This window comes from Streptomyces sp. NPDC104226 (assembly GCF_055584085.1).
The window spans coordinates 133,633-157,879 of the sequence record NZ_JBVJMS010000007.1; the positions used below are offsets into that span (position 1 = coordinate 133,633).

15 protein-coding genes are annotated in these 24,247 nt (G+C 69.6%); 9 read left to right on the forward strand and 6 right to left on the reverse strand.

Annotated elements, in window-relative coordinates:
- Nucleotides 1-48 precede the first annotated feature (48 nt).
- Both ACZ60J_RS22640 and ACZ60J_RS22645 read left to right on the forward strand, forming a co-directional pair.
- Nucleotides 49-213 carry a hypothetical protein gene (locus ACZ60J_RS22640; protein ID WP_469684336.1) on the forward strand — a complete coding sequence of 55 codons (165 nt, stop codon included), beginning with the start codon at nt 49-51 and terminating at the stop codon, nt 211-213.
- A 16-nt stretch (nt 214-229) separates the two neighbouring features.
- On the forward strand, nt 230-577 hold the full coding sequence (locus tag ACZ60J_RS22645; protein WP_469684338.1) for a hypothetical protein: 348 nt from the start codon (nt 230-232) through the stop codon (nt 575-577).
- A gap of 177 nt (nt 578-754) precedes the next feature.
- Here the strand turns inward: ACZ60J_RS22645 and ACZ60J_RS22650 are convergent, their stop codons facing one another.
- From ACZ60J_RS22650 to ACZ60J_RS22675, 6 genes are all read right to left on the reverse strand, one after another.
- Complete coding sequence (locus ACZ60J_RS22650; RefSeq protein ID WP_469684340.1) at nt 755-1,750, reverse strand: hypothetical protein; 996 nt, start codon at nt 1,748-1,750, stop codon at nt 755-757.
- A gap of 169 nt (nt 1,751-1,919) precedes the next feature.
- Nucleotides 1,920-3,200, reverse strand: a complete 1,281-nt coding sequence (locus tag ACZ60J_RS22655; protein WP_469684342.1) for a cytochrome P450 — start codon at nt 3,198-3,200, stop codon at nt 1,920-1,922.
- Between the two features lie 30 nt (nt 3,201-3,230).
- Nucleotides 3,231-4,571, reverse strand: a complete 1,341-nt coding sequence (locus ACZ60J_RS22660; protein WP_469684344.1) for an aminotransferase-like domain-containing protein — start codon at nt 4,569-4,571, stop codon at nt 3,231-3,233.
- Between the two features lie 54 nt (nt 4,572-4,625).
- Entirely contained in the window at nt 4,626-5,957 is a 1,332-nt protein-coding gene (locus ACZ60J_RS22665) for an MFS transporter (RefSeq protein WP_469684346.1), read from the reverse strand.
- A 75-nt stretch (nt 5,958-6,032) separates the two neighbouring features.
- Nucleotides 6,033-14,915, reverse strand: a complete 8,883-nt coding sequence (locus ACZ60J_RS22670; protein ID WP_469684348.1) for a non-ribosomal peptide synthetase — start codon at nt 14,913-14,915, stop codon at nt 6,033-6,035.
- A gap of 216 nt (nt 14,916-15,131) precedes the next feature.
- Nucleotides 15,132-16,139, reverse strand: a complete 1,008-nt coding sequence (locus tag ACZ60J_RS22675; protein ID WP_469684350.1) for a ParB and winged helix-turn-helix domain-containing protein — start codon at nt 16,137-16,139, stop codon at nt 15,132-15,134.
- Between the two features lie 952 nt (nt 16,140-17,091).
- Between ACZ60J_RS22675 and ACZ60J_RS22680 the strand changes: the two genes are divergently transcribed.
- The 7 genes from ACZ60J_RS22680 to dmpG all read left to right on the forward strand — a co-directional run bounded on the left by ACZ60J_RS22680 (nt 17,092) and on the right by dmpG (nt 24,241).
- Nucleotides 17,092-17,304 carry an MbtH family protein gene (locus ACZ60J_RS22680; RefSeq protein ID WP_351376935.1) on the forward strand — a complete coding sequence of 71 codons (213 nt, stop codon included), beginning with the start codon at nt 17,092-17,094 and terminating at the stop codon, nt 17,302-17,304.
- A gap of 62 nt (nt 17,305-17,366) precedes the next feature.
- Nucleotides 17,367-18,449 carry a 4-hydroxyphenylpyruvate dioxygenase gene (hppD, locus tag ACZ60J_RS22685; protein ID WP_469684352.1) on the forward strand — a complete coding sequence of 361 codons (1,083 nt, stop codon included), beginning with the start codon at nt 17,367-17,369 and terminating at the stop codon, nt 18,447-18,449.
- Between the two features lies 1 nt (nt 18,450).
- Nucleotides 18,451-19,545 (forward strand): alpha-hydroxy acid oxidase, encoded by a 1,095-nt coding sequence (locus ACZ60J_RS22690; RefSeq protein ID WP_469684354.1) that lies wholly within the window; start codon nt 18,451-18,453, stop codon nt 19,543-19,545.
- Between the two features lie 56 nt (nt 19,546-19,601).
- Nucleotides 19,602-21,092, forward strand: coding sequence for a tryptophan 7-halogenase (locus ACZ60J_RS22695; protein WP_469684356.1), 1,491 nt, complete (start codon nt 19,602-19,604; stop codon nt 21,090-21,092).
- 23 nt (nt 21,093-21,115) lie between these two features.
- Entirely contained in the window at nt 21,116-22,243 is a 1,128-nt protein-coding gene (locus ACZ60J_RS22700; protein ID WP_469684358.1) for a prephenate dehydrogenase, read from the forward strand.
- A gap of 106 nt (nt 22,244-22,349) precedes the next feature.
- Nucleotides 22,350-23,207 carry an acetaldehyde dehydrogenase (acetylating) gene (locus tag ACZ60J_RS22705; RefSeq protein ID WP_469684360.1) on the forward strand — a complete coding sequence of 286 codons (858 nt, stop codon included), beginning with the start codon at nt 22,350-22,352 and terminating at the stop codon, nt 23,205-23,207.
- The gene (dmpG, locus tag ACZ60J_RS22710; protein ID WP_469684362.1) at nt 23,204-24,241 is read left to right on the forward strand and encodes a 4-hydroxy-2-oxovalerate aldolase; all 1,038 of its coding nucleotides are present in this window, start codon (nt 23,204-23,206) and stop codon (nt 24,239-24,241) included. Before ACZ60J_RS22705 ends, dmpG begins: the two co-directional genes overlap by 4 nt.
- Nucleotides 24,242-24,247 lie beyond the last annotated feature (6 nt).

A 24,247-nucleotide genomic window follows, 5' to 3' on the forward strand; every position in this document is an offset into this window, starting at 1 on the left:
CAGCCGGATGAAGCGGAATCGACCTCCCCCCTCCTGAGGAGTATCACCATGCCTGGAACGCAGTCTTTTAAGAAGTTTGCCCTGGTTGTTCTGCTCGCTCTGACCGGAACCTTCGCCCTCGCCGGCCCCAGCGCCGCGGACACGCCGCCCGCCGCGGACGTCGTAGTGTCGGCGGCGTCCGGCCCGTCCGACACCTTCACCTGGGGCCCGTGATCCGAGGAGCAGTTCCATGCTCGCTGTACTCATCCGTATGATCCCGGCCCCCGGTGCCGAGAGGGCACGATCCGGGGTGTTGGAGGAGGTCGTCTGGGCGACGGCCGAACCGCAGGACGGCCTGGAACACCTGACCGTGATCGATGACGCGGAGGGCCGCTTCGGCCTCATGGCGTTCATGTCCGCGGTCGACAAGGTGAGGGCAACCGCCCAGGCCCGGAAGCTCATTGACCGTGCTGTGAGACGGGCAGGCGCATTAAGAGGCTGGAGCGTCGTCGAATGCTCCGCCGTGGACCTGTCCCGGGAGCCGAGCTCCGGCATCGGACTGATCGTCCCTCAGGGAACCCGCATCTTCGACATGTAGCCGCAGCCGAGCCGGTTGAGCTGGGTGATCGCGGCGCGGGCCCCGGGGTCCGCACAACCACCACACCGCCACACCAGTAGCTCCTCGCTCGGGTTGCTGCAATGCCGTCGCCAAGGTCGTCTCCGACCGAGGCGACTGCTTGCGTTGTGCGCTCGGCGTCTCCGTGGCGATGTCAGATCACCGCACCGCCGCCATCGGGCACACCGGCGTCGCGGCGCCGACCCGCCGGGTGCGGAACCGTTCGAGGATCTCCGCCGCGGGGACCTTGGAGCCGGGCGTGCGCAGACTCGATTCGCGGTCGCCGCCGAACCGCGAGCAGACCGCGATGTGCGCGTCGTACGCCGTCGACATCGCGTCGAGCAGCTGCCTGTAGGACTTGTCCACGGCGGGGGCGGGCGTCGCGAGCAGCGGCTTGACCCGGTTGAGCAGCTTGAGCAGGATCCGGTGGTCGCGTACTTGGAGGCCGCTGAACTTGGCATTGATGAACGGCGGCATCATCGCGGGGCGCACCGAGTCCGCGTAGTGGGTGCTCGTGAAGTCGCCGGCGTACCGCATCGACGTGCCGGAGCCGATCATCAGCACCGTGGCGTCCTCGATCAGCCGGCAGGCGCCGTCGACGTCGTCCGGGTCGTCCTTGAGGTAGTCGTGCAGGCAGCCCACCGAGACGATCAGGGCCTGGATGAGGGCGAAGAAGACCTGGTGCCCGAGCTTCCAGCGGGTCAGCGGATCGCTCGTGGTGTCGTCGATCTCCGCGCCCGTGCCCCGGGTGTGGACACGGGCCGCGTACGCGAACGGGGTTCCCTCGACTCCCATCCGCCACAGCCCGTGGAAGGTGGTCCAGAACGACTCGCGCAGCTGGGCCCGCTCGCCGGTGCTGAGGCTGATCCCGGCGGCGATGGCGTCGCCGAGCTGGCTGCGGAGGGATTCGAGCATCGTGTGGGTGAACGTCTCCACCGGGTTGCCGGTGACCCTGACCGCGCCGAAGAACAGGTCGTGTTCCTCGTAGAGGTCCTCCGGCACGGACTTGCGCTCCGCATCGGTGTACCGGGCGGAGGCGGCCGGCGGGGTCAGGCAGGCCAGGGCGGCATCGACGGCGGCCCACGCGCGCCGGTCGGGCTCGTGCGGGGGTATGGCGAGGACGGTCCGCAGGGCGTCGGCCGTGCGCTGGTTCATCAGGCCCGTGACGGCGCTCCGTGAGGTGGGAAGCTGTTCCGCCTTCAGGAGGTGGAGGGGCGGGACATTCGCATGATGAGCCTGGGTTTCAACCTCAATCACTTCACAAAATCCTTCGCGTTGAACGGGGTGTGCGCGATCCGGGACGGCAGGAGGAGCGGGCCGGCTATTACGCGGCTGACTCGCCGGTAACAAAAGCTGGTGACTCGTCGGTAACAGCGAACTCGTCGGTAACAAAGGAGACCGGCAGGCTGCTGTACCCGCTGAGGAACGTCGAGAGGAGCGGCTTGGGCTCGCCCGCGAGCTCGATGCGGTCCACCGTGGCGCAGAGGGTCTTCAGGACGGCGGTGATTTCGGCCCGCGCGAGGTAGGACCCGAAGCAGAAGTGGGTTCCGGCGCCGAAGGAGAGGTGTTTGTTGGGCGTCCTCGCCAGGTCGAAAACCTGCGGATCGGGGAAGACGTCCTCGTCGCGGTTGGCGGAGCTGTTCCAGAGGATGACGTGGTCGCCCTCCCGGATCGTCTGCCCGCCGATGGTGACCTCGGACTTCGCCGTGCGGCCGGTGTGCATGGCCGGCGTCGTCCAGCGCAGGATCTCCTCGATCGCACTGGAGATCTGGACGCGGCCCTCCTTCAGTGCCCGCCACTGATCGGGGTACTGGGAAAAGGCGTGCACGGCGCCGATCATGGCCAGCCGGCTGGTGTGATCTCCCGCGAGGATGAACCCGTAGCAGTTGACGACCACTTCGTCGTCGGTCATGGGCACGCCGTTGATCTCGGAGGTGGCCATCGCGCTGATCAGGTCGTCCTGGGGATTCTCGCGGCGGGCCTCGATGATCTCCTGGCAGTAGATGAGGAGTTCGTTGCGGGACAGCCAGATGTCCTCGGCGGTCAGCCCGTCCTCGTCCGTGCTGAGCGCCTTCTGGCTCAGGTCGAGGAGGTACTGGTGGTCCTGCGACGGGAAGCCCAGCAGATCGCAGATCATCCCCATGGGGATGGCCTCCGCGACCTCCTTGGCGAAGTCGAAGGTCCCCTTGGCCATGGCGCTGCCGATGAGCTGGTCGACCCGCTGCTGCAGCTTGTCCGTCACGGCCTTGCGGGTGCGGGGGCTGAACGCCTTCAGCAGGATGCTCCGCATGGCGTTGTGACGCGGTGCGTCGGTGAGCGCGAGGATCTTGCCGGCCGCGGGATCGCCTCCGGGCTTGTGCAGCGAGGACATCATGTTTCCGGGCTTCGAGCTGAAGTGCTCGGAATCCTGCAGCACGGCCATGACGTCCGCGTAGCGGGACACCACCCAGAATTCGGTTCCGCGCTCCGTGGCCGGATGCAGATAGACGGGCTGCTCGGTCCGGGCGCGCTGCCAGAATTCTTCCAGTCGGGGGTGCAGGAATGCGCTCGGGTCCGTGAGGTCCACGCGGGTGAGGTCCTCGGCCAGTGTGTCTCTGTGTGACATGTGAAATCTCCTGACCCTCGGGACGAGGGACTAGTGCATGGATGTTCGCGGGCCGGAAAGGTCGGCGATGAGCAAGGCCAATCGGTCCAGCGCTGTTTCGATCTGGTCCGGAGACACCGCGCTCAGGGAAAGGCGCAGTTTGTCCTCTCCGCCGGGTCCGTCGTAGAAATGACTCATCGGTGTCCACAGCACGCCGTACTTTCCGGCCCCGTATTCCAGGGCGGCGTTGTCGGCGATGAAGGGAACGGTCACCACCACGAAGAACCCGCCGCTGGGGGCATTCCAGGAGACCTGGTGGTTTCCGCCAGGCGGGAAACGCCGGCTCAGGCCGTCCAGCAGCAGCCGGAGATTCCCGCGGTAGAACTGGATTTCCCTGGTATTGGCCTCGACCAGACTGCAGTCGTGCTCCAGCAGCTTCCCTCCCGCTATGGCCTGGGCCACGGGCGGTGTGTTGACGGTGAGCATGCTCTTGATCTTGGACAGTTCGTCCGCGAAGAGCGTGAGTTCTTCCCCCGCACCGGCGACGTGCTGATCCGCGACGACGAAACCGATCCGGGCTCCGGGGAAACAGGTCTTGGAGAGCGAGCCGAGATAGACGACCCGGCGCGCGGTGTCGAGTGCCTTGAGCGTGGGCAGGCGCCGGCCGTCCGCTGCCTGGAACAGGCTGTACGGATTGTCTTCGAGGATCAGCAGATCGTGCTCGGCCGCGATGGCGAGCAGTCTCCGGCGGGCCTCCAGGTCGAGGCTGGCGCCGGAGGGGTTGGCGAAGTCCGGGACGAGGTAGAAGGCCCGTGGCCGCTTGCCGGCGGCGCGGACCGCCTCGATCTGGTCGACCAGGTCGTCGAGGTCGATCCCGCGCTCGTCGTCCCGTACCGGCCATACGGGCATGTCCACCAGCCGCGCGGCACCCGTCAGTCCGACGTACCCCGGCGAAACCGACAGGACGACGTCGTGCTCGTCCCGGCGCAGTGCCCGGAGCACCAGGAACATCGCCTCCTGGCAGCCGACCGTGACGACGATCGACTCGGGGTCGACGTCGATGCCCTCGTCGCGGACGAGGTGCCGGGCGAGCAGGTCGTGGATGATGCCCTTGGTCCGGCCGTACTGGAAGAGGGTGCGGCGGACCGTCTCCGGATCCGCCCCCTTCTCGGACGCCAGGTGGTCGCAGAAGACCTGCAGGTACCGGGACAGGTCCGCCACGTCGTAGAAGTCCTCGCGGGGCCGGCCGGCGGCGAGCGAGATGGCCCCGGGGAACCGGCCGGACACCTCGTTCAGGAAGTTCATGGAGGCCAGCGCCGGGTCCTGGAGCGCTGCGTGCAGCCGGTCCGTGCTGAGGTCGGCGGCCAGGAGTTCCACTCCGCTGTCGTTCATGCGATCTCGCTTGCCTAGGGGGACCGGTGGTCCCGCGACTACTTCGACGTGGGTCTACTTCGAGGAGGCGGCGGCAGGCTCTTCCGCGGCTTCCTTCGGGTCGGCCGGGGTGTCGGCCTTCGGGTCGGCCGCCGGGTCGCCCAGCGCTTCCGTCGCCTCGCGGATCGCGCGGTTGCTGAGCGCGGGGTAGCTGGCCAGGGCCACCAGGACCATCAGGGCGCCGCCCCAGATGAAGGGCGTCCGCAGGGAGACCGTGCTCGCGAGGTAGCCGCCGAGCAGACCGCCGATGGGCGCACCCACGAGGGAGATCAGCCGGCTGGCGGAGAGCACGCGGCCGCGGATGTTCGCCGGCGCGAGACGCTGGCGCAGCGAGCCGACGACGACGATCTGGACGCTCATCGAGAAGCCGATCACGGCCATCATCGCGCCGGCCACCCAGGCGCTACCGGTCAGGCCCTGGACGACGATCGCCAGTCCTTCGAGCGACATGCCGAGCACGCGCATGGTGCCGACCTGGAGCTTCTTGGAGATCGTGGTGGCCGCGAAGCTGCCGATGAAGGCACCGACGGCGGTCGAGCTGAGCAGCAGGCCGTAGCCGACCTCTCCGAGACCGAGCTCGTTCTTGGCCAGCAGGACCAGCAGCGACATCTGGGCGGTGAAGACGAGGTTGCCGACGGCGGCCGTGGCGGACAGCGTGCGCAGGACCCGGTGCTTCAGCAGCCAGGTCAGACCCTCCGATACCTCGGCGCGCAGGTTCCTGCGGACCGGCTCGTCGGTGGCCGCGTTCCCGAAGTCACCCTTCAGGGAACCGACGCAGACGGCGCTGACCAGGAAGGAGATCGCGTTCCCGATGAACGGCAGGGAATGCGACACGGTGAAGAGCACACCGCCGAGCGTGGGGCCCACGAGCTGTTCGCCGTTGATCTGGGCGGCGGAGATCCGGCTGTTGCCCCGGATGAGCTCCTTCTCCCCGGAGGTGACCACCGGCATGACGGTCTGCGCGGCGATGTCGAAGAAGATGTCTCCGCAGCCCAGCGCGAATCCCGCCACGATCAGCATGTAGATGTTGATGTTGCCGGTGAGGACGGCGACCGCGAGCAGGGCGAGGATCGCGAGCCGGACGAGGTCCGCCCGCAGCATCACCTTCTTGCGGTTCCACCGGTCCACCAGGGCTCCGGCCGGCAGACCGAACAGGAACCAGGGCAGCATCGCGACCGCGCCGGACGCACCGATGAGCATGGGGTCGTCGGTCAGCTGCACGGCCAGCAGGGGCAGTGCGGCCATCTGGACGCCATCGCCCAGGGACGAGGAGATCGTCGCCACCCACACCTTGTTGAAGCTGCTGCTCATGCGCGGCTGGGCTTCCTTCTCTTTGCTGCTGAACATCACGTTTCTCCTGAGATATGCGTTCACGGATGGCTGTACCGAGACAGGGACAGCCCCTGAGGGACTGGGGGAGGGTCAGGCCTTGTCCCGGCTCCCCGGGTTGTCGGCCAAGCGGGCCGCCACTGCCCGTCCGATGACGGACAGATGACGGGGTTGGGTCATGGCTCCGTGCACGCAGTCGATCTCGTGCACGTCGATCCGTCCGGTCGTATGCGGAGACCAGACGTCGGGAGTGAGGTCGCTGCCCGGCTTGTCGGCCGTGGCGGCGAAGAAGAGGATGTCGCCCGTGAACGTCCCGGCACTGATGTGATCGCTCAGGTTGGCGATGTCCACGAAGACCCCGACCAGCGCCGACAACCCCTCCGCGCCGAGTCCGGCGAGAGGACTTGCCGGTGACGTCGGGTCGTGCCCGATGGACTCGGTGATGGCACCCAGAACCTCCGGGCTGTCGTACGACAGCCGCGCGCTCTCCCAGCCGTCGGTGGGCAGGTAGCTGTCCATCAGGGCGAGCAGCGCGACCTCCTCGCCCTCCGCCTGCAGGCGGACCGCGAGGGAGTGGGCCACGATGCCGCCGAAGGACCAGCCCAGCAGGGAGTACGGGCCGGAGGGCTGAACCGCCCGGATCTCCTTCAGGTAGTCCTCGACCATCTCCTCCAGCCCGGGCGCCGGGGCGTCCGGCTCGCTGAACCGGCGTGCCTGCAGCCCGTAGAGCGGCTGCCTGCGGTCCAGGTGGGGCAGGAGACCGGAGTACGACCAGCTGAGCCCGATCGCCGGATGGACGCAGAACAGCGGGTCGAGGTCTCCCTCGGTGCGGAGCGGAAGCAGGACGCCCAACGAGTTCCCGGTCCCGGAAGAGGTCCCCGGCGCCCTGTCCAGCTGCTCGACGAGGGCGGCGATGGTGGGGGTCTCGAAGAGGCTGCGGACGGGGAGCTCGATGCCGAGGGTGGTGCGGATCCGGCTGATGAGGCCGGTGGCGAGGAGGGAATGGCCGCCGAGCTCGAAGAAGTTGTCGTCGATGCCCACCTCTCGTACGCCCAGGATCTCGGTGAACAGTCCGCAGAGGATTTCCTCGCGCGGGGTGCGGGGTGCGCGTCCGGCTGCCTTTGCCTCGTATGAGGGGGCGGGGAGGGCTCGGTGGTCGAGCTTGTTGTTGGTGGTCAGGGGGAGTTGGTCGAGGACGATGAGGGCGGAGGGGACCATGTACTCCGGGAGGAGTCCGGCGGTGTGGGTGCGCAGGGCTTCGGTGTCCACGTCCAGCGTGTTGTGGCCGGTTTCGGGGACGACGTAGGCGACGAGTCGTTTGTCTCCGGGCTGGTCCTCGCGGGCTATGACGGCTACTTGGGCGAGTCCGGGGTAGCGGGTGAGGACGGCTTCGATTTCGCCGAGTTCGATGCGGTAGCCGCGGATCTTGACCTGGTCGTCGGCGCGGCCGACGAAGTCGAGAAGTCCGTCGCCTGCCCAGCGGGCGAGGTCTCCGGTGCGGTACATGCGGCTTCCGGCCGGTCCGAAGGGGTCCGCGACGAACCGTTCAGCGGTGAGGTCAGCGCGGCCGTGGTAGCCGCGGGCCAGACCCGTACCCGCCAGGTACAGCTCGCCTGCCACACCCTGGGGAAGCAGGGAGAGCGTGTCGTCCAGGATGTAGGCGCGCATGCCGTCCAGGGGACGGCCGACGGGGACGGGGGCGGGCACGGTGTCGCCTGCGGTCCAGGGGGCCTGGGTCGCGAACAGGGTCGTCTCCGTGGGCCCGTAGGCACAGCGGACCAGGGTGTCGGGGGCGTGTTCCAGCACCCGACGCACGGCGGTGGGGGAGATCAGGTCGCCGCCGGTGATGACTTCGCGGACGCCGGTGAAGCACTCGGGGGCTTCTTCGGCCATGACGCGGAACAGGCCCGCGGTGATGTCGAGTCCGGTGATCTCCTCCTCGACGACGAGTCGGGCGAGTTCGGCGACTGCGAGGTCTCCCTCGGGGGTGATGACGGTGCGTCCGCCGTGCAGGAGGGGCACCCAGAAGGCGTAGGTGGAGGGGTCGAAGGCGTAGGAGGCCAGGAGCAGGACCCGCTCGTGGGCGCCGGGGCGCTGGAACATGCCGTCCACGACCAGGTCCAGGATGTCGCGGTGCGTGACCGCGACGCCCTTCGGGCGGCCGGTGGAGCCGGAGGTGTACATCACGTAGGCGAGCTGCTCGGGGTGGCAAGCCACATCCGGGTTTTCGACGGGCAGTGAGGCCAGTTCGGTGTCCTGGTCGATGAGGACTACCTGGGGGGTGTGGGGCAGGCCGTTCGCATGTGTCGCGGTGTCGGTCAGGAGGACCGGGGCGGAGGTCTGGTCGACGATCCACTGCATGCGATCCAGGGGGTAGCCGCTGTGCAGCGGCAGGTAGAACGCGCCGGCCTTGAGGATTGCCAGGAGTGCCACCACCAGGTCTACGGAGCGTTCCATGAGGACCGCGACCGGTGCTTCCGGGACCACGCCCAGGCCCACCAGCCGGTGTGCGAGCTGGTTCGAGCGCTCGTCCAACTCCCGGTAGGACAGCTCGCGTCCGGAGCACCGCACGGCCACCGCGTCCGGAGACAGCAGTGCCTGCGCCGCGAAAGCCTCCTGTACGGAACCGGCGTCGAGAGCCTCACCGGGCTCGGCACCCGCCCACGACTCCAGCAGCCGCACCCGCTCGGCCGGCGACAGGAGCTGTGCCTCGCCGATCCGGAGGTCGGGGGCGGCGCTGAGCTGTGTCAGTACCGCCACCAGCTGGGACGCCATCCGTGCGGCGGAGGACTCCTCGAAGACGTCGGTGCTGTACTCCAGCATTCCGGTGATTCCGGCCGGGCCGCTGTCGGCCTCGTGGCTCTCGTTGAGGACGAAGCCGAGGTCGAACTTGGACGTACGGGTACTGAAGGCCTCCTCGGCCTTCACCACCAGGCCGGGCAGCGAGAGCGCGTCTCCCACGGAGTTCTGCAGGACGACCATGACCTGGAAGAGCGGGTGCCGGGCGGGCGAGCGCACCGGATTCACGGCCTCGACCACGCGCTCGAACGGCACGTCCTGGTGCGCGTAGGCGGACAGGGCGGTCCCGCGGACCCGTGCCAGGAGCTCCCGGAACGTCGGGTTGTCCGAGGTGTCGGTCCGCAGGACGAGCGTGTTGAGGAAGACCCCGACCATATCGTCGAGGGCGTCGTCGGTGCGTCCTGCGCTCGGGGTGCCGAGCGGGATGTCCGATCCCGCGCCCAGTCGGCTCAGCAGGGTGGCGACGGCGGCCTGGAGCACCATGAACAGGGTGGTGTTGGTCTCCCGGGCCAGGTCGAGGAGCGCACGGTGCAGCTCGGCGCCGATACGGACCGGAACCATGTCGCCCCGATGGCCGGCGACCTTGGGCCGGGGGCGGTCGAAGGGCAGCTCGAGGTGGTCCGGGATGCCCGCCAACGCCTCCGTCCAGTAGGTGAGTTGCTTGTTCACCGTCGATTCGGGGTCGGTGTCCTCGCCGAGGATCCGGCGCTGCCACAGGGTGTAGTCGGCGTACTGCGCCGGGAGCGCGGACCACTGCGGTGCGTGGCCCTGGAGCCGGGCGCCGTACGCCGTCTCCAGGTCACGTCCGAGGGGACCCATCGAGGCGCCGTCGCTCGCGATGTGGTGCATGAGCAGCAGCAGGACGTGCTCGTCGGGTGCGAGTGCGAACAGCGTTGTGCGGAACGGGGCTTCGGCCGAGAGGTCGAAGACGTACTCCCCGGCGGCGCGCAGTGCGGCGTCCAGTCCGTCCGCGTCGCAGACGACGTGCTGGAGGTTCAGGGGTGCGGCGTCCGTACTCAGTACGGTCTGCGCCGGCCGGCCGTCGATCTCCTCGAACACCGTGCGCAGGCTCTCGTGGCGTACCGCCACGTCGTTCAGGGCCTGCTCCAGCGCGTGCGCGTCCAGGTCTCCGGTGAGCCGGAACGCCACCGGGACGTTGTAGGTGGCGCTCGCCCCTTCCAGCTTGTTCAGGAACCACAGCCGGTTCTGCGCCGGGGACAGCGGTACCAGCTCCGGGCGCTCCACCGCGGTCAGTGCGGGCCTGGCCGTGTCCGCCTGCGCGACGAGGCCGGTCAGGGTGGCCACCGTAGGAGCCTCGAACAGGGCCCGTACCGGGAGTTCGACGCCGAGGACCGACCTGATGCGGCTGACGAGCTTGGCCGCCAGCAGGGAGTGCCCGCCCAGCGCGAAGAAGCTGTCGTCGATGCCCACCATCGGCAGGTCCAGGATCTCCGCGAACAGCCCGCACAGGATCTCCTCCTGCGGACCGCGGGCCGTACGGCCGCCGGTCTCGGCCTCGTACACGGGGACGGGCAGGGCCCGCCGGTCCAGCTTGCCGTTGCCGGTCAGCGGCAGCCGGTCCAGCACCACGAACGCCGCGGGAACCATGAACTCGGGCAAGGAGACGCCCGCATGGGTGCGCAGCTCGTCCGTGCTCACCCCGGCGCCGGCGGACCCGGCCGCCACCACGTATCCCACCAGGCGCTTGTCGCCCGGCCGGTCCTCGCGGACGACCACCGCGACCTGGGCCACCGCCGCATGGCGGGCCAGCACGGTTTCAATCTCGCCCAGCTCGATGCGGTAGCCGCGGATCTTGACCTGGTCGTCGGTCCGGCCGACGAACTCCAGCTGGCCGTCCGTGCGCCACCGCACCAGGTCTCCGGTGCGGTACATGCGGCCGCCGGCCGGGTCGAAGGGGTCGGCCGTGAACCGCTCCGCCGTCAGTCCGGGACGCCGCAGGTAGCCGCGGGCCAGGCCCGCGCCCGCGATGTACAGCTCTCCCGGCACCCCGCGCGGCGTGAGCTGCAGGCGCTCGTCCAGTACGTACGCCCGGGTGCCGTGCACCGGCGAGCCGATGGGGATGGACGCGGCCGGGTCGGCGGCGGACAGCGGGCGGCTGGCCGTCGCCGAGATCGTGGACTCGGTGGGACCGTAGAGGTTCAGCATCCGCCGTCCGTCCGCCCAGCGCGCGATCAGTGCGGGCGGGCAGGCCTCGCCGCCGACGCTCAGGACGCGCAGGGCGGGGAAGTGCCGCTCCGGCAGCGTGGCGAGCACGCTGGGCGGCATGTCGGCGCAGGAGATCCGGCGCTGCTCCAGGAAGTCGCCGAGGGCGTCCCCGACCAGCGGGCCGGGGGCGGGGACGACGAGGGTCGCGCCGAACCAGAACGCCCGGAGGAAGTCCTCCAGCGCCATGTCGAAGCTGATCGAGGCCAGCTGCAGGACCCGGTCCCCGGGCTGGATCCGGTACTTCTCCGCCAGGGTGGCGGCCAGTGCGCAGAGGCCGCGGTGGGTGACGGCCACGCCCTTGGGGGTGCCGGTGGAGCCCGAGGTGTAGACGGTGTAGGCCAGGTCGTCCGGCCGGGGCCGGGCGGTGCGCCCGGCCGCCGCGGGACCGGCGCCGTCGAGTCCGGCCAGGGCGGCGGGATCGTCCAGGAGCAGGGCCGGCGGGCCGTCCTGGGGGAGCAGCCTGGCCGCCGCGCGGCTGGTGAGCACCCGGACCGGGGCGGCGTCGCGGAGCATGAACGCGATGCGGTCGGCCGGGTAGCCCGGGTCGACGGGGAGGAAGGCCGCGCCGGCCTTCAGGACGCCCAGCAGCGCCGCCACCATCTCCACGGAGCGGGGCACGGCCAGCGCCACCAGGTCCTCGGAGCCGACGCCCTCCCGGGTGAGCCAGTGGGCGATGCGGTCGGCCCGCGCGTTCAGCTCGGCGTAGGTGAGTACGGAGCCCTCGTGCTCCAGCGCCGGTGCGCCCGGGTGCAGCGCCGCGTGCTCCTCGAACACGTCGGTGAGGAAGCGGTGTTCGGGGGCGGGCGCTCCGGCCCCTTCGGCGAGCAGGGTGCTGCGCTCGGCGGGGGAGAGCAGTGCGGCGGCGCCGATCGGCTGGTCGGGGCGGTCGGCGAAGGCCGCGAGCAGCAGCCGCAGGCCCTCGGTGAACCGCTCGGCGGTGGCCGGGTCGGACAGGTCGGTGCGGTACTCCAGGAAGCCTTCGAGCCCTGCGGGGTCGCCGGCGGCGTCCGTGGTCTCGTAGAAGTTGAACGTGAGGTCGAAGCCGGTCACGTCCTTGGTGAGGTCCTCGGTGACGGCCGTCAGACCGGGCAGGTCGAACACGGGGGCCGCCTGCGTGTGCAGCGCCAGCATCACCTGGAACAGGGGATTGCGGGCCAGCGAGCGCTCCGGGTTGAGGACCTCCACCAGGCGTTCGAAGGGGACGTCCTGGTGGGAGTAGGCGGCGAGGTCGGTTTCCCGGGTGCGGGAGAGGAGTTCGCGGAAGGTGGGGTTGCCGGAGGTGTCGTTGCGCAGGACCAGGGTGTTGACGAAGAACCCGACGAGGTCGTCGAGGGCTTCGTCGGTGCGGGCGGCGACGGGGGTTCCGAGGGGGATGTCGCTGCCCGCACCGAGCCGGGTGAGGAGGGTGGCGAGGGCGGCCTGGAGGACCATGAACAGCGTGGTGCCGGTCTCCTGGGCCAGGTCGGCGAGGGCGCGGTGCAGTGCGGCGTCGATGTGGATCGGGACGGTGTCGCCGCGGTGGTCGGCGACCTTCGGCCGCTGCCGGTCGAAGGGCAGTGCGAGCTCGTCGGGAATCCCGGCCAGGGCCTGCTTCCAGAAGGCGAGCTGCTCGCTCACCGCCGAGTGGGGATCGTCCTCGGTGCCGAGGAGTTCGCGCTGCCACAGGGTGTAGTCGGCGTACTGCACGGGCAGCGGGGACCAGGCCGGTGCCGTACCGGTGCGGCGTGCGGCGTAGGCGAGGCTGATGTCGCGGGCCATCGGGCCCAGTGACCAGCCGTCGTTCCCGATGTGGTGCAGCAGGAGGAGCAGGACGTGCTGCTCCGGGCCGGTCGTGAACAGCCGGGCCTGGAACGGGGGATCGACGGTGACGTCGAAGGTGGTGTTGCCGGCCGCTCGCAGGGCCTCCTCCAGGTCCGCCGCGTCGACCTCCGTCACGGGGAGCCCGGGGCGGAACTCGCCGGGGTCGAGGATGCGCTGCCGGGGCTCGCCGTCGACCTCCGGGAACACGGTCCGCAGGCTCTCGTGCCGGCCGGTCACCTCGTACAGCGCCGCTTCCAGGGCCGCACGGTCGAGGTGCCCGGTGAGCCGTACCGCGAGCGGCAGGACGTACGTGGCGGTCGACCTGTCCAGCTGGTTGAGGAACCAAAGGCGGTTCTGTGCCGGGGACAGGGGGATCCGCTCGGGGCGGTCCACCGCGGTCAGTGCGGTCCTGGCCGATCCTGCGCGGGTGATCTCCTCGGCCAGGCCGATGACGGTGGGGGTCTCGAAGAAGGTGCGGAAGGGGATCTCGATGTCGAGGGTGGTGCGGATGCGGCTGATGAGGCGGGTGGCGAGGAGGGAATGGCCGCCGAGCTCGAAGAAGCTGTCGTCGATGCCGACCTCGGACACGCCGAGGATCTCGGCGAACAGCCCGCAGAGGATCTCCTCGCGCGGAGTGCGGGGCCCGCGCCTGGACGCGCCCGTCTCGTACGAGGGCGCGGGCAGGGCCTGGTAGTCGACCTTGCCGTTGCTGGTCAGCGGCAGCTGGTCGAGGACCACCATGACGGAGGGGACCATGAACTCCGGGAGGAGCGCGGACGCGTGGGTGTGCAGGTCCTCGGAGTCCACCGCGGGGTGGCCGGTCTCGACGACCACGTAGGCCACCAGGCGCTTGCCGCCGGGCTGGTCCTCCCGGGCCACGACCGCGACCTGGGAGAGTCCGGGGAACTGGCCGAGCACGGCCTCGATCTCGCCGAGTTCGATGCGGAAGCCGCGGATCTTGACCTGGTCGTCGGCGCGGCCGACGAAGTCCAGGAGTCCGTCGCCCGCCCAGCGGGCCAGGTCACCGGTGCGGTACATGCGGCTGCCGGCGGGGCCGAAGGGGTCGGCGACGAAGCGTTCCGCGGTCAGGTCCGAGCGGCCGTAGTAGCCGCGGGCCAGACCGGCACCCGCCAGGTAGAGCTCCCCGGTCCCGTCCTCCACGAGCTCCATGCGGTCGTCGAGGACGTAGGCGCGCATGCCGTCCAGCGGGCGCCCGATCGGGATCGGCGCGGGCACGGTGTCGTCCGCGGTCCAGGGGGCCTGGGTCGCGAACAGGGTGGTCTCGGTGGGTCCGTACGTCGAGCGCACCACGGTGCCGGGGCAGTGCTCCAGTACCCGGCGCACCGCGGTCGGGGAGATGACGTCGCCGCCGGTGATGACTTCCCGGACGCCGGTGAAGCAGTGCGGGGCCTCGTCGGCCATGACGCGGAACAGGCCGGCCGTGAGCTGCAGCCCGGTGATCTCCTCTTCCTCGATCAGCCGCGACAGCGTGGCCACGCTCAGGTCGCCCTCCGGCGACACGACGGTCCGGCCGCCGTGCAGGAGGGGCACCCACATCTCGTACGTCGAGGGGTCGAAGGCGTACGGGGCCACCATCAGCACCCGCTCGTGGGCACCCGGCTTCTCGAACAGTCCGTCCACGACGAGTTCCAGGACGTCGCGGTGGGTGACCGCGACCCCCTTGGGGCGGCCCGTGGAGCCGGATGTGTACATCACGTACGCCAGCTGGTCCGGCCGGCAGTCCACACCCGGGTCCGTGACCGGGAGCGAGCCGAGCTCGGCGTCGCGGTCGACGAGGACGACCTGCGGGGCCTCGGGCAGGCCCCGCTCGCTCTTCGCGGCGTCGGCCAGCAGGACCGGGGCGTTCGTCTCGTCGACGATCCACTGCATGCGCTCCAGCGGATAACCGCTGTGCAGGGGAAGGTAGAAGGCACCGGCCTTCATGACCGCCAGGAGTGCGACCACCAGGTCCACCGAGCGCTCCATCAGCACCGCGACCGGCGCCTCCGGACCCACGCCCAGACCCAGCAGCCGGTGCGCGAGCCGGTTCGCCCGCTCGTCGAGCTCCCGGTACGACAGCTCCCGCCCGGCGCACCGCACCGCCACCGCACCCGGAGAACGCAGCACCTGCACCGCAAAAGCCGCCTGCACGGAATCACCGATCAATGCCGTACCCGACTCGAACGGCTGATCCTCAGCAAAATCAACAGCAGTTGCAGCACGCATTGCCAATAACTCTCTTTCGGGGTGGGGGTCGCGCGAATTCAGGTGGGCCGGCAATGCGGCTACACGGATGTCAGGGAGATCGTGGCGGTGCATTTCCGCTGCGCGATCAGCCTGATGAACGGCAGTCGTCGGGGCGGCGGCTCACCCGGTCATCCTTTGGCTCTCCAAGTCCTCGGACCGTTCGTACAACTCCTGCGCGAGCGCGGCCCAGCTCTGCGCGTACTGCCGGGCCAGATCCGCCACCAGACCGCCGGCGTGTGCCGGAACCGCGGCAGCCAGGTCCGCCCACATGGGCTGGTCCACGGCGTTGTGCTGCAGCAGGCGCAGCAGGTGGCGGCCGGATTCCCGCTGGCGCAGTGCGGGGTCGCGCACCAGCTTCTGCAGCACCGCCGCGGGGTCCACCCGGTGCGGCTGTACGCGCCGACCCGCCGGGTCGGCCATCGCGGTGATCGGTGCGGTGACCGACGCGCCCGGGCGCCCCTGTTCCACGCAGGAGTTGACCTCGGCGCGTGCTCTGGTACCGCCGCCCGGAGTGCGAGGATCCCGGCCCGCTTCCAGGAGCTTGCGGACGTCGCTCACCGTCGTCGGCGAGATCCCGGCCATCCGTGCCACCTCGCGCAGGGACGCCTGCGGCTGCTCGGCCAGGATCTCGGCCGCGCGCTGCCGGCCCTCCACGCTGCTCAGCGGCCGGACCCGGCCGTCCCCGCCGACCCGCAGGCCGTCCCGGGTGTCCGCACCGGAACTCCGGCGGAGCGTCGCGACCGTCTTGGCGCCGAGGCCCGAGGCCCGGGCGATCGAACGGTCGGACAGGTGCGGGTGGGTCGCCACGATCCGTGCCGCGGCGGCGCGCCGGTCGGCCTGGGACAGGGGGAGTCCGTGCGTGACGTTCGCCTCGACGCCGCGCAGGAACGCGTCGTCGGCGCAGCCGTCGAAGAACTTCACGGAAATGGTCTGCCGGCCCCGCAGCCGGGCGGCGGCGAGGCGGTGCACCCCGTCGATGACGCGCATGGTCCGGCGGTCCACCAGGATGGGCGGAAGCTCCTCCTCGGTTTCGGCGAGCCGGGCGACGTGTTCCTCGTCGGCCCCCGTGGACCGGGGCGATTCGCCGACGGTCACCGCGGTGACGGGAACCTCCTCGGCGTACTGCATTCCCTGCACTCCCTGCGTTCCCTGCGTTCCCTGCGTTCCCGTGTCCTCGGCTGCGGTGCCGGCGGTCGCTGCGTACGTCGCTCTCACTGGGTCGGCCTCCGAAGGCGGCTGGTGACGAGGAGCGGGCCGGTGCGCAGGCCCTCGAGACGACGCGGGTCGATCCGGCCACGCGGGGCGCGAGGCATAGCGGTGCTCCTCCACGAGAGGTGTGGCCAAGGGACGGGTATCCGGCCTGTTCAGAGGCCGTTCCCGGTTGATGGGGAGAGCTTCTCCTCCCGCACACCCCGCTCGTAAGGACTTGTGGCTGGCAGGACTAGCCAGGGCCGTTTGGTGCCATCCGCGGACCCCTGGAAAAGCGGTCGACCAGCGGGTTTTCGCATTGGCATTCACCGGCCAGTCCGCTTGCGGCCATTCCCCGAAAAGCCCCTGGTGGAGTCGTTCTCCGGTGTCCACGCGCTCCCTGGACCGGACTCGACGGCATGGACCATGCTGCGGGGACAGCCACGGCACCGGCGCAACAACGCAGGTCCGACGGCTGTGAATGTGAGTGAGGAGAGACCGGGGGCGTCCAACTGCGGCAGCGCCGCAGATGGACACCCCGCCGGACCAGGCCTTTGCGGGTGACGCCGCACGGTGAGCAGGGAGACCCCCCGATTACCGTGCGGCGCCTTACCGGTGAGGCCGCCGGTGCGCGAGGAATTCCTTGGTCGGCAGCGTATTCAACGCAAAGTCCGACGAGTTGAATTCCTCCCCGTGATCATGCAAATCTCGCTCCAGAAGGCCGCTGGGTCATTCGACGGGGATCGTTCACAAGGTGATGGGCCGGGCAGAGGCTTTTCTGCGGGCCATCGAATCCGGGCCGTACAGAGTCCGGGAAACTTTCCTGTCCGTGCCGGCGAGATCTTTCATGCCTTCAGTTCGTCAAGGATGAGTAAGCAGAAGGAGTGACGTCGTGACCAATCCTTTCGAAGACCCCGAAGCGGAATACCTCGTGCTGATCAACGAGGAGAAGCAGTACTCGCTCTGGCCGAAGTTCGCCGAGGTGCCGGCGGGCTGGAGCGCCGTTCACCGGAGCGACCGCGCCTCGTGCATCGAGTACATCAACTCGACCTGGACGGAAATGCGGCCGTACAGCCTGGTCCAGCAGATGAGTGCGACGGCGTGAGCATCCTCCTCTCAGACGACCTCCGGTCCCTGCCCCGGCAGACGACCGGAGCGGTGACGTGCATGACGCATGCGAACGCATCCCCCTTCGACGGGCTCGCCGTCGACCACGTCGAGTTCTACGTCCAGGACACGGCGGTGGCCGCGGAGCAGTTCGTCGACGGCTACGGATTCGAGATCTACGGAGCCTCCGCACCGGCGGAATCCGCCACGCCCGTCCGGTCGGTGGCGCTCGGCCGCAACGAGATCCGGCTGGTGCTGACCTCGGCGCAGGGCGCCGACCACCCCGCGGCCGCCTACGTGGCGCAGCACGGTGACGGGGTGGCCGACATCGCCCTGACGACCCGTGATGCCCGGGGGATGTTCGCCGAGGCGGTGCGCCGGGGCGCGGTGGCGGTGGCGGAGCCGCAGGAGCGGGACGGGGTGCTGACGGCCTCGATCAGAGGCTTCGGCGACGTGTTCCACACCTTCGTGCAGCGTCCGGGCGACAGCGATGTGCGGGACCTTCCGGGAATCTCCCCGGTTTCCGGGACGGGCCCCCGCTTCGACAGCGGCCTGAACACGATCGACCACTTCGCGATCTGCCTCGAAGCCGGGCAGCTGGCACCCACCGTGGAGTTCTACGAGCAGGTCCTGGACTTCCGGACCATCTTCGAAGAGCGCATCGTGGTGGGCAGCCAGGCCATGGACTCCAAGGTGGTCCAGAGCCGGTCCGGCGGTGTCACGCTCACGCTGATCGAACCCGACACCTCTCTGGAGCCGGGACAGATCGACGGGTTCCTGAAGAACCACGGCGGGGCCGGCGTCCAGCACATCGCCTTCACCGTGGACAGCATCGTGGAGTCGGTCGGCCTCATGAAGTCGCGGGGCGTGTCCTTCCTGAGCACCCCCGGCGCCTACTACCGGCTGCTGGGCGTGGATCTGACGAAGTACTCGGTGTCCGAACTCAAGGAACTGGACGTCCTGGTCGACGAGGACCACGACGGCCAGCTGTTCCAGATCTTCACCAAGTCGGTCCACCCGCGCCGGACCCTGTTCATGGAGGTCATCGAGCGCATGGGCGCCCGCACGTTCGGAAGCGGGAACATCAAGGCGCTCTACGAAGCGGTCGAGCGGCAGCGGGCCGACGCAGAGGCCGGGACCTGACATGACCCATCAGCCCCTGTGCGTGGAGGACCTGCGGCGGTCCGCCGCCGCACGCCTGGCGCCGACGGTGTGGGACTTCGTATCCGGCGGCAGCGGATCCGAATCGACCCTGGAGGCCAACCGGGCCGCGCTGGACGGCGTCTCGCTGGTGCCCCGGGTACTGGCCGGCATCAAGTCGGTCGACACCGGTGCGCAGTTGCCGGGCGGTCCGGCGGCGCTGCCCCTCGCGGTCGCACCGATGGCGTACCAGCGCCTGCTGCACCCGGAGGGCGAACTCGCCGCCGCTCAGGGCGCTCTGGCGGCGGGGGTGCCCTTCGTGGTCAGCACCATCAGCAGTCGTTCGCTGGAGGAGATCGCCGAGGTCGGAGCGGACCTGTGGTTCCAGCTCTACTGGCTGCACGACCGCGCCCTGATGGCGGAGCTGATCCGCCGCGCCGAACAGGTCGGCTGCCAGGCCCTGATGGTGACGGTGGACGTCCCGATCATGGGCCGCCGGCTGCGCGACCTGCGCAACGAGTTCACGCTCCCCTCCTGGATCCGCAGCGCCAACCTGGAGTCCGGAGCACCCTCCGCGGCCCATGCGCGCCGGCCGGGCGAGTCGGCCGTGGCCGCCCACACGAAGTCGGCCTTCGACCCGACCTTCGGCTGGTCCGACCTGGAGTGGATCCGGGAGCAGACCCGGCTTCCGCTGGTGGTCAAGGGCATCCTCGACCCCCGGGACGCGGAACAGGCCGTACGGCTCGGGGCGGACGCCGTGGTGGTGTCCAACCACGGCGGCCGGCAGCTGGACGGCGCACCGGCCAGCATCACCGCACTGCCCTGGGTGGCCGAAGCGGTGGGCGGGCAGTGCCAGGTCCTCATGGACAGCGGTGTCCGCAGCGGCACCGACGTCCTGCGCGCCCTCGCGCTGGGGGCCGACGGGGTCCTGATCGGGCGCCCGGTCCTGTGGGGGCTGAGCGCGGCCGGGGCGCAGGGAGTCGCCCAGGTGCTCTCGATCCTGCGGACGGAACTCGAAGAGGCCCTCCTCCTGGCCGGCTGCGCCGATCCGGCCGCCGCACGCACCTTGCGCTCAACAATTTCCGGTTTGCGGGTCTGAGTACCGCTGTTTGCGGCCCGGACGTCCTCCGGTGCCATCGAAGGAGAAAAGAAGTCATGTCTGAGAAGAACGACCATCAGTTCGATGTCGTCGTCGTGGGCGGTGGTCCGGGCGGTTCCACCGCGTCCACCCTGATGGCCATGCAGGGGCACCGGGTCCTGCTCCTGGAGAAGGAGGAGTTCCCCCGGTACCAGATCGGAGAGTCCCTGCTGCCCTCCACGGTGCACGGCATCTGCAAGCTCCTCGGTGTCTCGGAGGAGCTGGAGAAGGCCGCGTTCATGCCCAAGCGCGGCGGCACCTTCCGGTGGGGGAGCAGCCCCGAACCCTGGACGTTCTCCTTCTCCGTCTCCGAGACCTTCTCGGGCCCGACCTCGCTGGCCTACCAGGTCGAGCGGATGAAGTTCGACCAGATCCTCCTGGACAACGCGCGCTCCAAGGGCGTCGAGGTCCGCGAGAAGAGCTCCGTGGTCGACGTCATCGAGGAGGACGGCGTCATCTGCGGCGTGCGGTACGCCGACGCCGACGGGGTGCGCCACGAGGTGCGCAGCCGCTTCGTCGTGGACGCCTCCGGCAACAAGAGCCGCATCCACACCAAGATCGGCGGCACCCGCCACTACTCGGAGTTCTTCCAGAACATCGCCCTCTTCGGCTACTTCGAAGGCGGCAAGCGCCTGCCGGCACCCAACTCCGGCAACATCCTCTGCGCCGCCTTCGACGACGGCTGGTTCTGGTACATCCCGCTCACCGACGAGCTCACCAGCGTCGGCGCGGTCCTGCGGCGCGAGGCGCTGGAGCGCGTGCAGGGCGACAAGGAGAAGGCTCTGATGAGCCTGATCGACGAGTGCCCGCTCATCGCGGAGCACCTGTCCGAGGCGCGCCGGGTGGAGAGCGGCCCGTACGGCGAGATCCGCATCCGCAAGGACTACTCGTACATCCAGGAGAAGTTCTGGCGCCCCGGCATGGTCCTGGTGGGCGATGCGGCGTGCTTCATCGACCCGGTCTTCTCCTCCGGCGTGCACCTCGCCACCTACAGCGGCCTGCTGGCCGCGCGCTCCGTCAACTCGGTCCTCGCGGGGGAGTTCGAGGAGAAGGAGGTCTTCGAGGAGTACGAGGCGCGGTACCGCAACGAGTACGCGCTCTTCCACGACTTCCTGGTGGCGTTCTACGACATGCACCGGGACGAGGACTCGTACTTCTGGACCGCCAAGAAGGTCATGAACAGCTCCACCTCCGGGCTGGAGTCCTTCGTCGAGCTGGTCGGCGGCGGCGCTTCGGGCGAGAGCGGGCTGGTCAACGCCAGCTCCTACGCCGAGCAGCACGAGTCCACCTTCCGGGAGTTCTCCGAGCTGGTCGAAGAGCCGGCCGGCGAGACCGGAGCGGACCGCGACCTCTTCGACTCGACGCTCGTGCAGTCCGTCCTGGAAGAGGGCGCCAAGATCCAGGTCCACGCCGCGCTCGGAGAGGTCCTCGACGACGAGGAGCCGATCCGCCAGGGCGGGTTCGTACCGTCCGCCGACGGAATGCGCTGGGCCAACCCCAGCTACTGACCTAGAGGCTGACGGGGGTAGCGGTGATACGAACCATGGCCGTGGTCGGCACGGGTCTGATCGGCACCTCGATCGGCCTGGCGGTGAGCCGGCACGGCGTACGTGTGCATTTGCTCGACAAGGACGAGGTGGCCGCCCGCACGGCGGCCGCCCTGGGAGCGGGAGTGCTGGGCGCTCCGGACGAGTCGGCCGACCTGGCGGTGATCGCCGTACCGCCGGGCGCGGTGGGCGCCGTGCTCGCCAGGATGCAGGCCCGAGGGCTGGCCCGGACCTACACCGACGTGGCCAGTGTGAAGGCGCAGACGGCCCGGGACATCTGGAAGTCCGGCGGTACGTCGGCCAGTTACGTGGGCGGCCATCCGCTGGCCGGCCGCGAGCGCGGCGGTCCGCTCGCCGCCCGCGCGGATCTGTTCGAGGACCGGCCCTGGGTCCTGACTCCGTCGGAGACCACGTCCCAGGACGCGGTGAACAGGGTGTTCGAGATGATCGCGCTGTGCGGGGCGATCCCGGCGATCATGGACGACCGCGCGCACGACGACGCGGTGGCGCTGGCCTCGCACGCTCCGCACGTGGTGGCCAGCCTGATGGCCGCGCGGCTGGAGCACGGCTCGCGGGCCTCGTTCCGGCTCGCGGGGCAGGCGCTGCGCGACGTGACGCGGACGGCCGTCCGGGACACCGAACTGTGGAACGACATCCTGCAGGCCAACGCCTCGGCCGTGGCCGGAGTGCTGCGGGAGCTCAGGGACGACCTGACGACCCTGATGGCCACGCTCGACGACCTGCCGGGCGCGCCGCTGGACACCAGGGCCCAGACCCTGGAACCGATGGTCGATCTGCTGAACCGGGGCGCCGCCGGACTGGCGGCGATCGAGGAACGGCAGGCCGCGGACCGGCAGACGCACGTGGAGGTGCTGGTCCCGGAGGGACCCGGACAGCTGATCCGCCTGCTGGACGTGCTGAGGACGCTCCACGTGGAGCAGGAGGACGCCGTACCGCGGTACTCCGCGCACGAGGACGCCCTCTCCCTCGTGTTCGCCGTCCCGGCGGTGCGCGCCGGCCAGATCGTACGGGAGCTCGGCGATGCCGGCTGGAACGTCGGACCCGTCAGGGAAAGGGCGGGCCGCGCGGCTGATCAATTCCATGTGGCGTAGGCCCGATTTCGGAACGGACCCCCACACCCATTTCACCGGATCGAATCAGAGAAAAGAGGACGGGTGAATGCTCACATACGATGAAACCATTGCTAACCCTCTTCGCGTGGCCATCATCGGCACGGGAAACATCGGCTGCGACCTGCTGCTCAAGGTCATCGCCTCGCCCTATCTGCGCTGCGACATGTTCGCCGGACGGCGCACCACCTCGCCGGGCATCGAGCTCGCCGAATCCCACGGGGTTCCGACGTCCGCCGACGGGCTCGACGCCATCGTCGCGATCGCGGACCGCATCGACCTGGTCTTCGACTCCACGTCGGCCGCGGACGCGGTCCACAACTACGAGGTGCTCGGAGCCCTCGGCATCCCGGTCGTGGACCTCACCCCGGCCAACCTCGGCAGGTTCTGCGTTCCGGCACTGAACCTCGAGGAGTGCCTCACCGAGCCGAACGTCAGCATGGTGTCCTGCGGCGGACAGGCCGCGGTGCCCATCGCGCACTGCTTCAGCGAGGCCTCCGAGAACGGCCTGGGCTACCTCGAGATCGCCACGGCCAGCTCCTCGCAGAGCGTCGGCCCCGCGACGCGGGCGAACATCGACGAATACGCCTTCACCACCCAGAAGGCGACTCACGAATTCAGCCGGGTGGACACCGCACGGACGATCCTCATCATCAACCCGGCAGAGCCGGGAATCGTCATGAGGAACACCATCGCGGTCCCGGCCTCCGAAAACATCGACATGGAGGCGCTGCGCGTCTCGGTCGACCTCATGGAGAAGCGGATCAATTCCTATGTACCTGGGTATCGCGTGGTCGTTCCGCCGATTGCGACGGGCGATCGCATCATGGTGACCATCGAAGTGGAAGGGCTCGGTGACTGGCTCCCGCGCTACGCCGGGAACCTGGACGTCATCACCTGCGCGGCCGTGGCCGTCGCCGAAGGCCGAGCGGAGGCACGTCGATGAGCACCCCCACCGAGCGTCGGCTCGAAATCTGTGACACCACCCTGCGCGACGGAAACCACGCCGTGGCGCACCAGCTGGGGCGTGCGGACATCACCGCCTACGCCAAGGCCGCCGAGCTGGCGGGCGCCGACCTCCTGGAGGTCGGCCACGGCAACGGCCTCGGCGCCTCCTCCATCCAGGTCGGACGCGCCGCACTGAGCGACATCGAGATGCTCACCGCCGCCCGCGAGCAGCTGACGAACACCCGCCTCGGCGTCCTGTCCATCCCCGGGTTCGCGACCGTCGAACGCGACCTGAAGCCCGCACTGGACTGCGGAGTCGACGAGGTCCGCGTCGGCGCGCACTGCTCGGAAGCGGACGTGACCCGCCAGCAGATCACGATGCTGAGCTCGATGGGCGTCACCGTCAAGGGCCTGCTGCTGATGAGCCACATGGCGTCGACCAAGACGCTCATCGAGCAGGCGCGGCTCATGCAGGGGTACGGCGCGAACGCGGTCGTCCTGATGGACTCGGCCGGCGCGTACACCCCGACCGCGGTCGCCGAGAAGGTCGGCGCGCTCGTCGAGGCACTCGACATCGAGATCGGCTTCCACGGCCACAACAACCTCGGCCTCTCGGTGACGAACAGCATGGCCGCCATCAAGGCCGGCGCGACCATCGTGGACGTCACGGCGCGCGGCTTCGGAGCCGGCGCCGGCAACGCACCGCTCGAACTGGTCGCCGCGAACCTGCACCTGGAGCAGATCGACACCAAGCTCCAGCTGTTCGCTGCCCTCGACGCCGGCGACCTCGCCGAATCCACCTTCGTCAAGCGCGTCCCGACGAACGACAGCGTGACCATCACCAGCGGAATCGCCGGTGTCTTCTCCGGATTCGCCGGACCCACGCGCCGCGCCGCCGAGCAGTTCCAGGTGGACCCGCGGGACATCCTGATGGAGCTCGGCCGCAGGGGCGTCGTCGCCGGCCAGGAGGACTCGATCATCGAAGTCGCCATGGATCTCGCCGAGAAGAACGCGCTCTACGCCGTCATGTGACGGACC

Excerpts from the sequence above, each read along its gene's own strand:
- ACZ60J_RS22695 (WP_469684356.1), top strand. The coding sequence starts at position 19,602 with ATGTCTGAGAAGAACGACCATCAGTTCGATGTCGTCGTCGTGGGCGGT.
- ACZ60J_RS22655 (WP_469684342.1), bottom strand. The coding sequence starts at position 3,200 with ATGTCACACAGAGACACACTGGCCGAGGACCTCACCCGCGTGGACCTC.
- ACZ60J_RS22660 (WP_469684344.1), bottom strand. The coding sequence starts at position 4,571 with ATGAACGACAGCGGAGTGGAACTCCTGGCCGCCGACCTCAGCACGGAC.
- ACZ60J_RS22665 (WP_469684346.1), bottom strand. The coding sequence starts at position 5,957 with ATGTTCAGCAGCAAAGAGAAGGAAGCCCAGCCGCGCATGAGCAGCAGC.
- ACZ60J_RS22645 (WP_469684338.1), top strand. The coding sequence starts at position 230 with ATGCTCGCTGTACTCATCCGTATGATCCCGGCCCCCGGTGCCGAGAGG.
- hppD (WP_469684352.1), top strand. The coding sequence starts at position 17,367 with ATGACGCATGCGAACGCATCCCCCTTCGACGGGCTCGCCGTCGACCAC.
- ACZ60J_RS22690 (WP_469684354.1), top strand. The coding sequence starts at position 18,451 with ATGACCCATCAGCCCCTGTGCGTGGAGGACCTGCGGCGGTCCGCCGCC.
- dmpG (WP_469684362.1), top strand. The coding sequence starts at position 23,204 with ATGAGCACCCCCACCGAGCGTCGGCTCGAAATCTGTGACACCACCCTG.
- ACZ60J_RS22650 (WP_469684340.1), bottom strand. The coding sequence starts at position 1,750 with ATGAACCAGCGCACGGCCGACGCCCTGCGGACCGTCCTCGCCATACCC.
- ACZ60J_RS22675 (WP_469684350.1), bottom strand. The coding sequence starts at position 16,139 with ATGCAGTACGCCGAGGAGGTTCCCGTCACCGCGGTGACCGTCGGCGAA.
- ACZ60J_RS22640 (WP_469684336.1), top strand. The coding sequence starts at position 49 with ATGCCTGGAACGCAGTCTTTTAAGAAGTTTGCCCTGGTTGTTCTGCTC.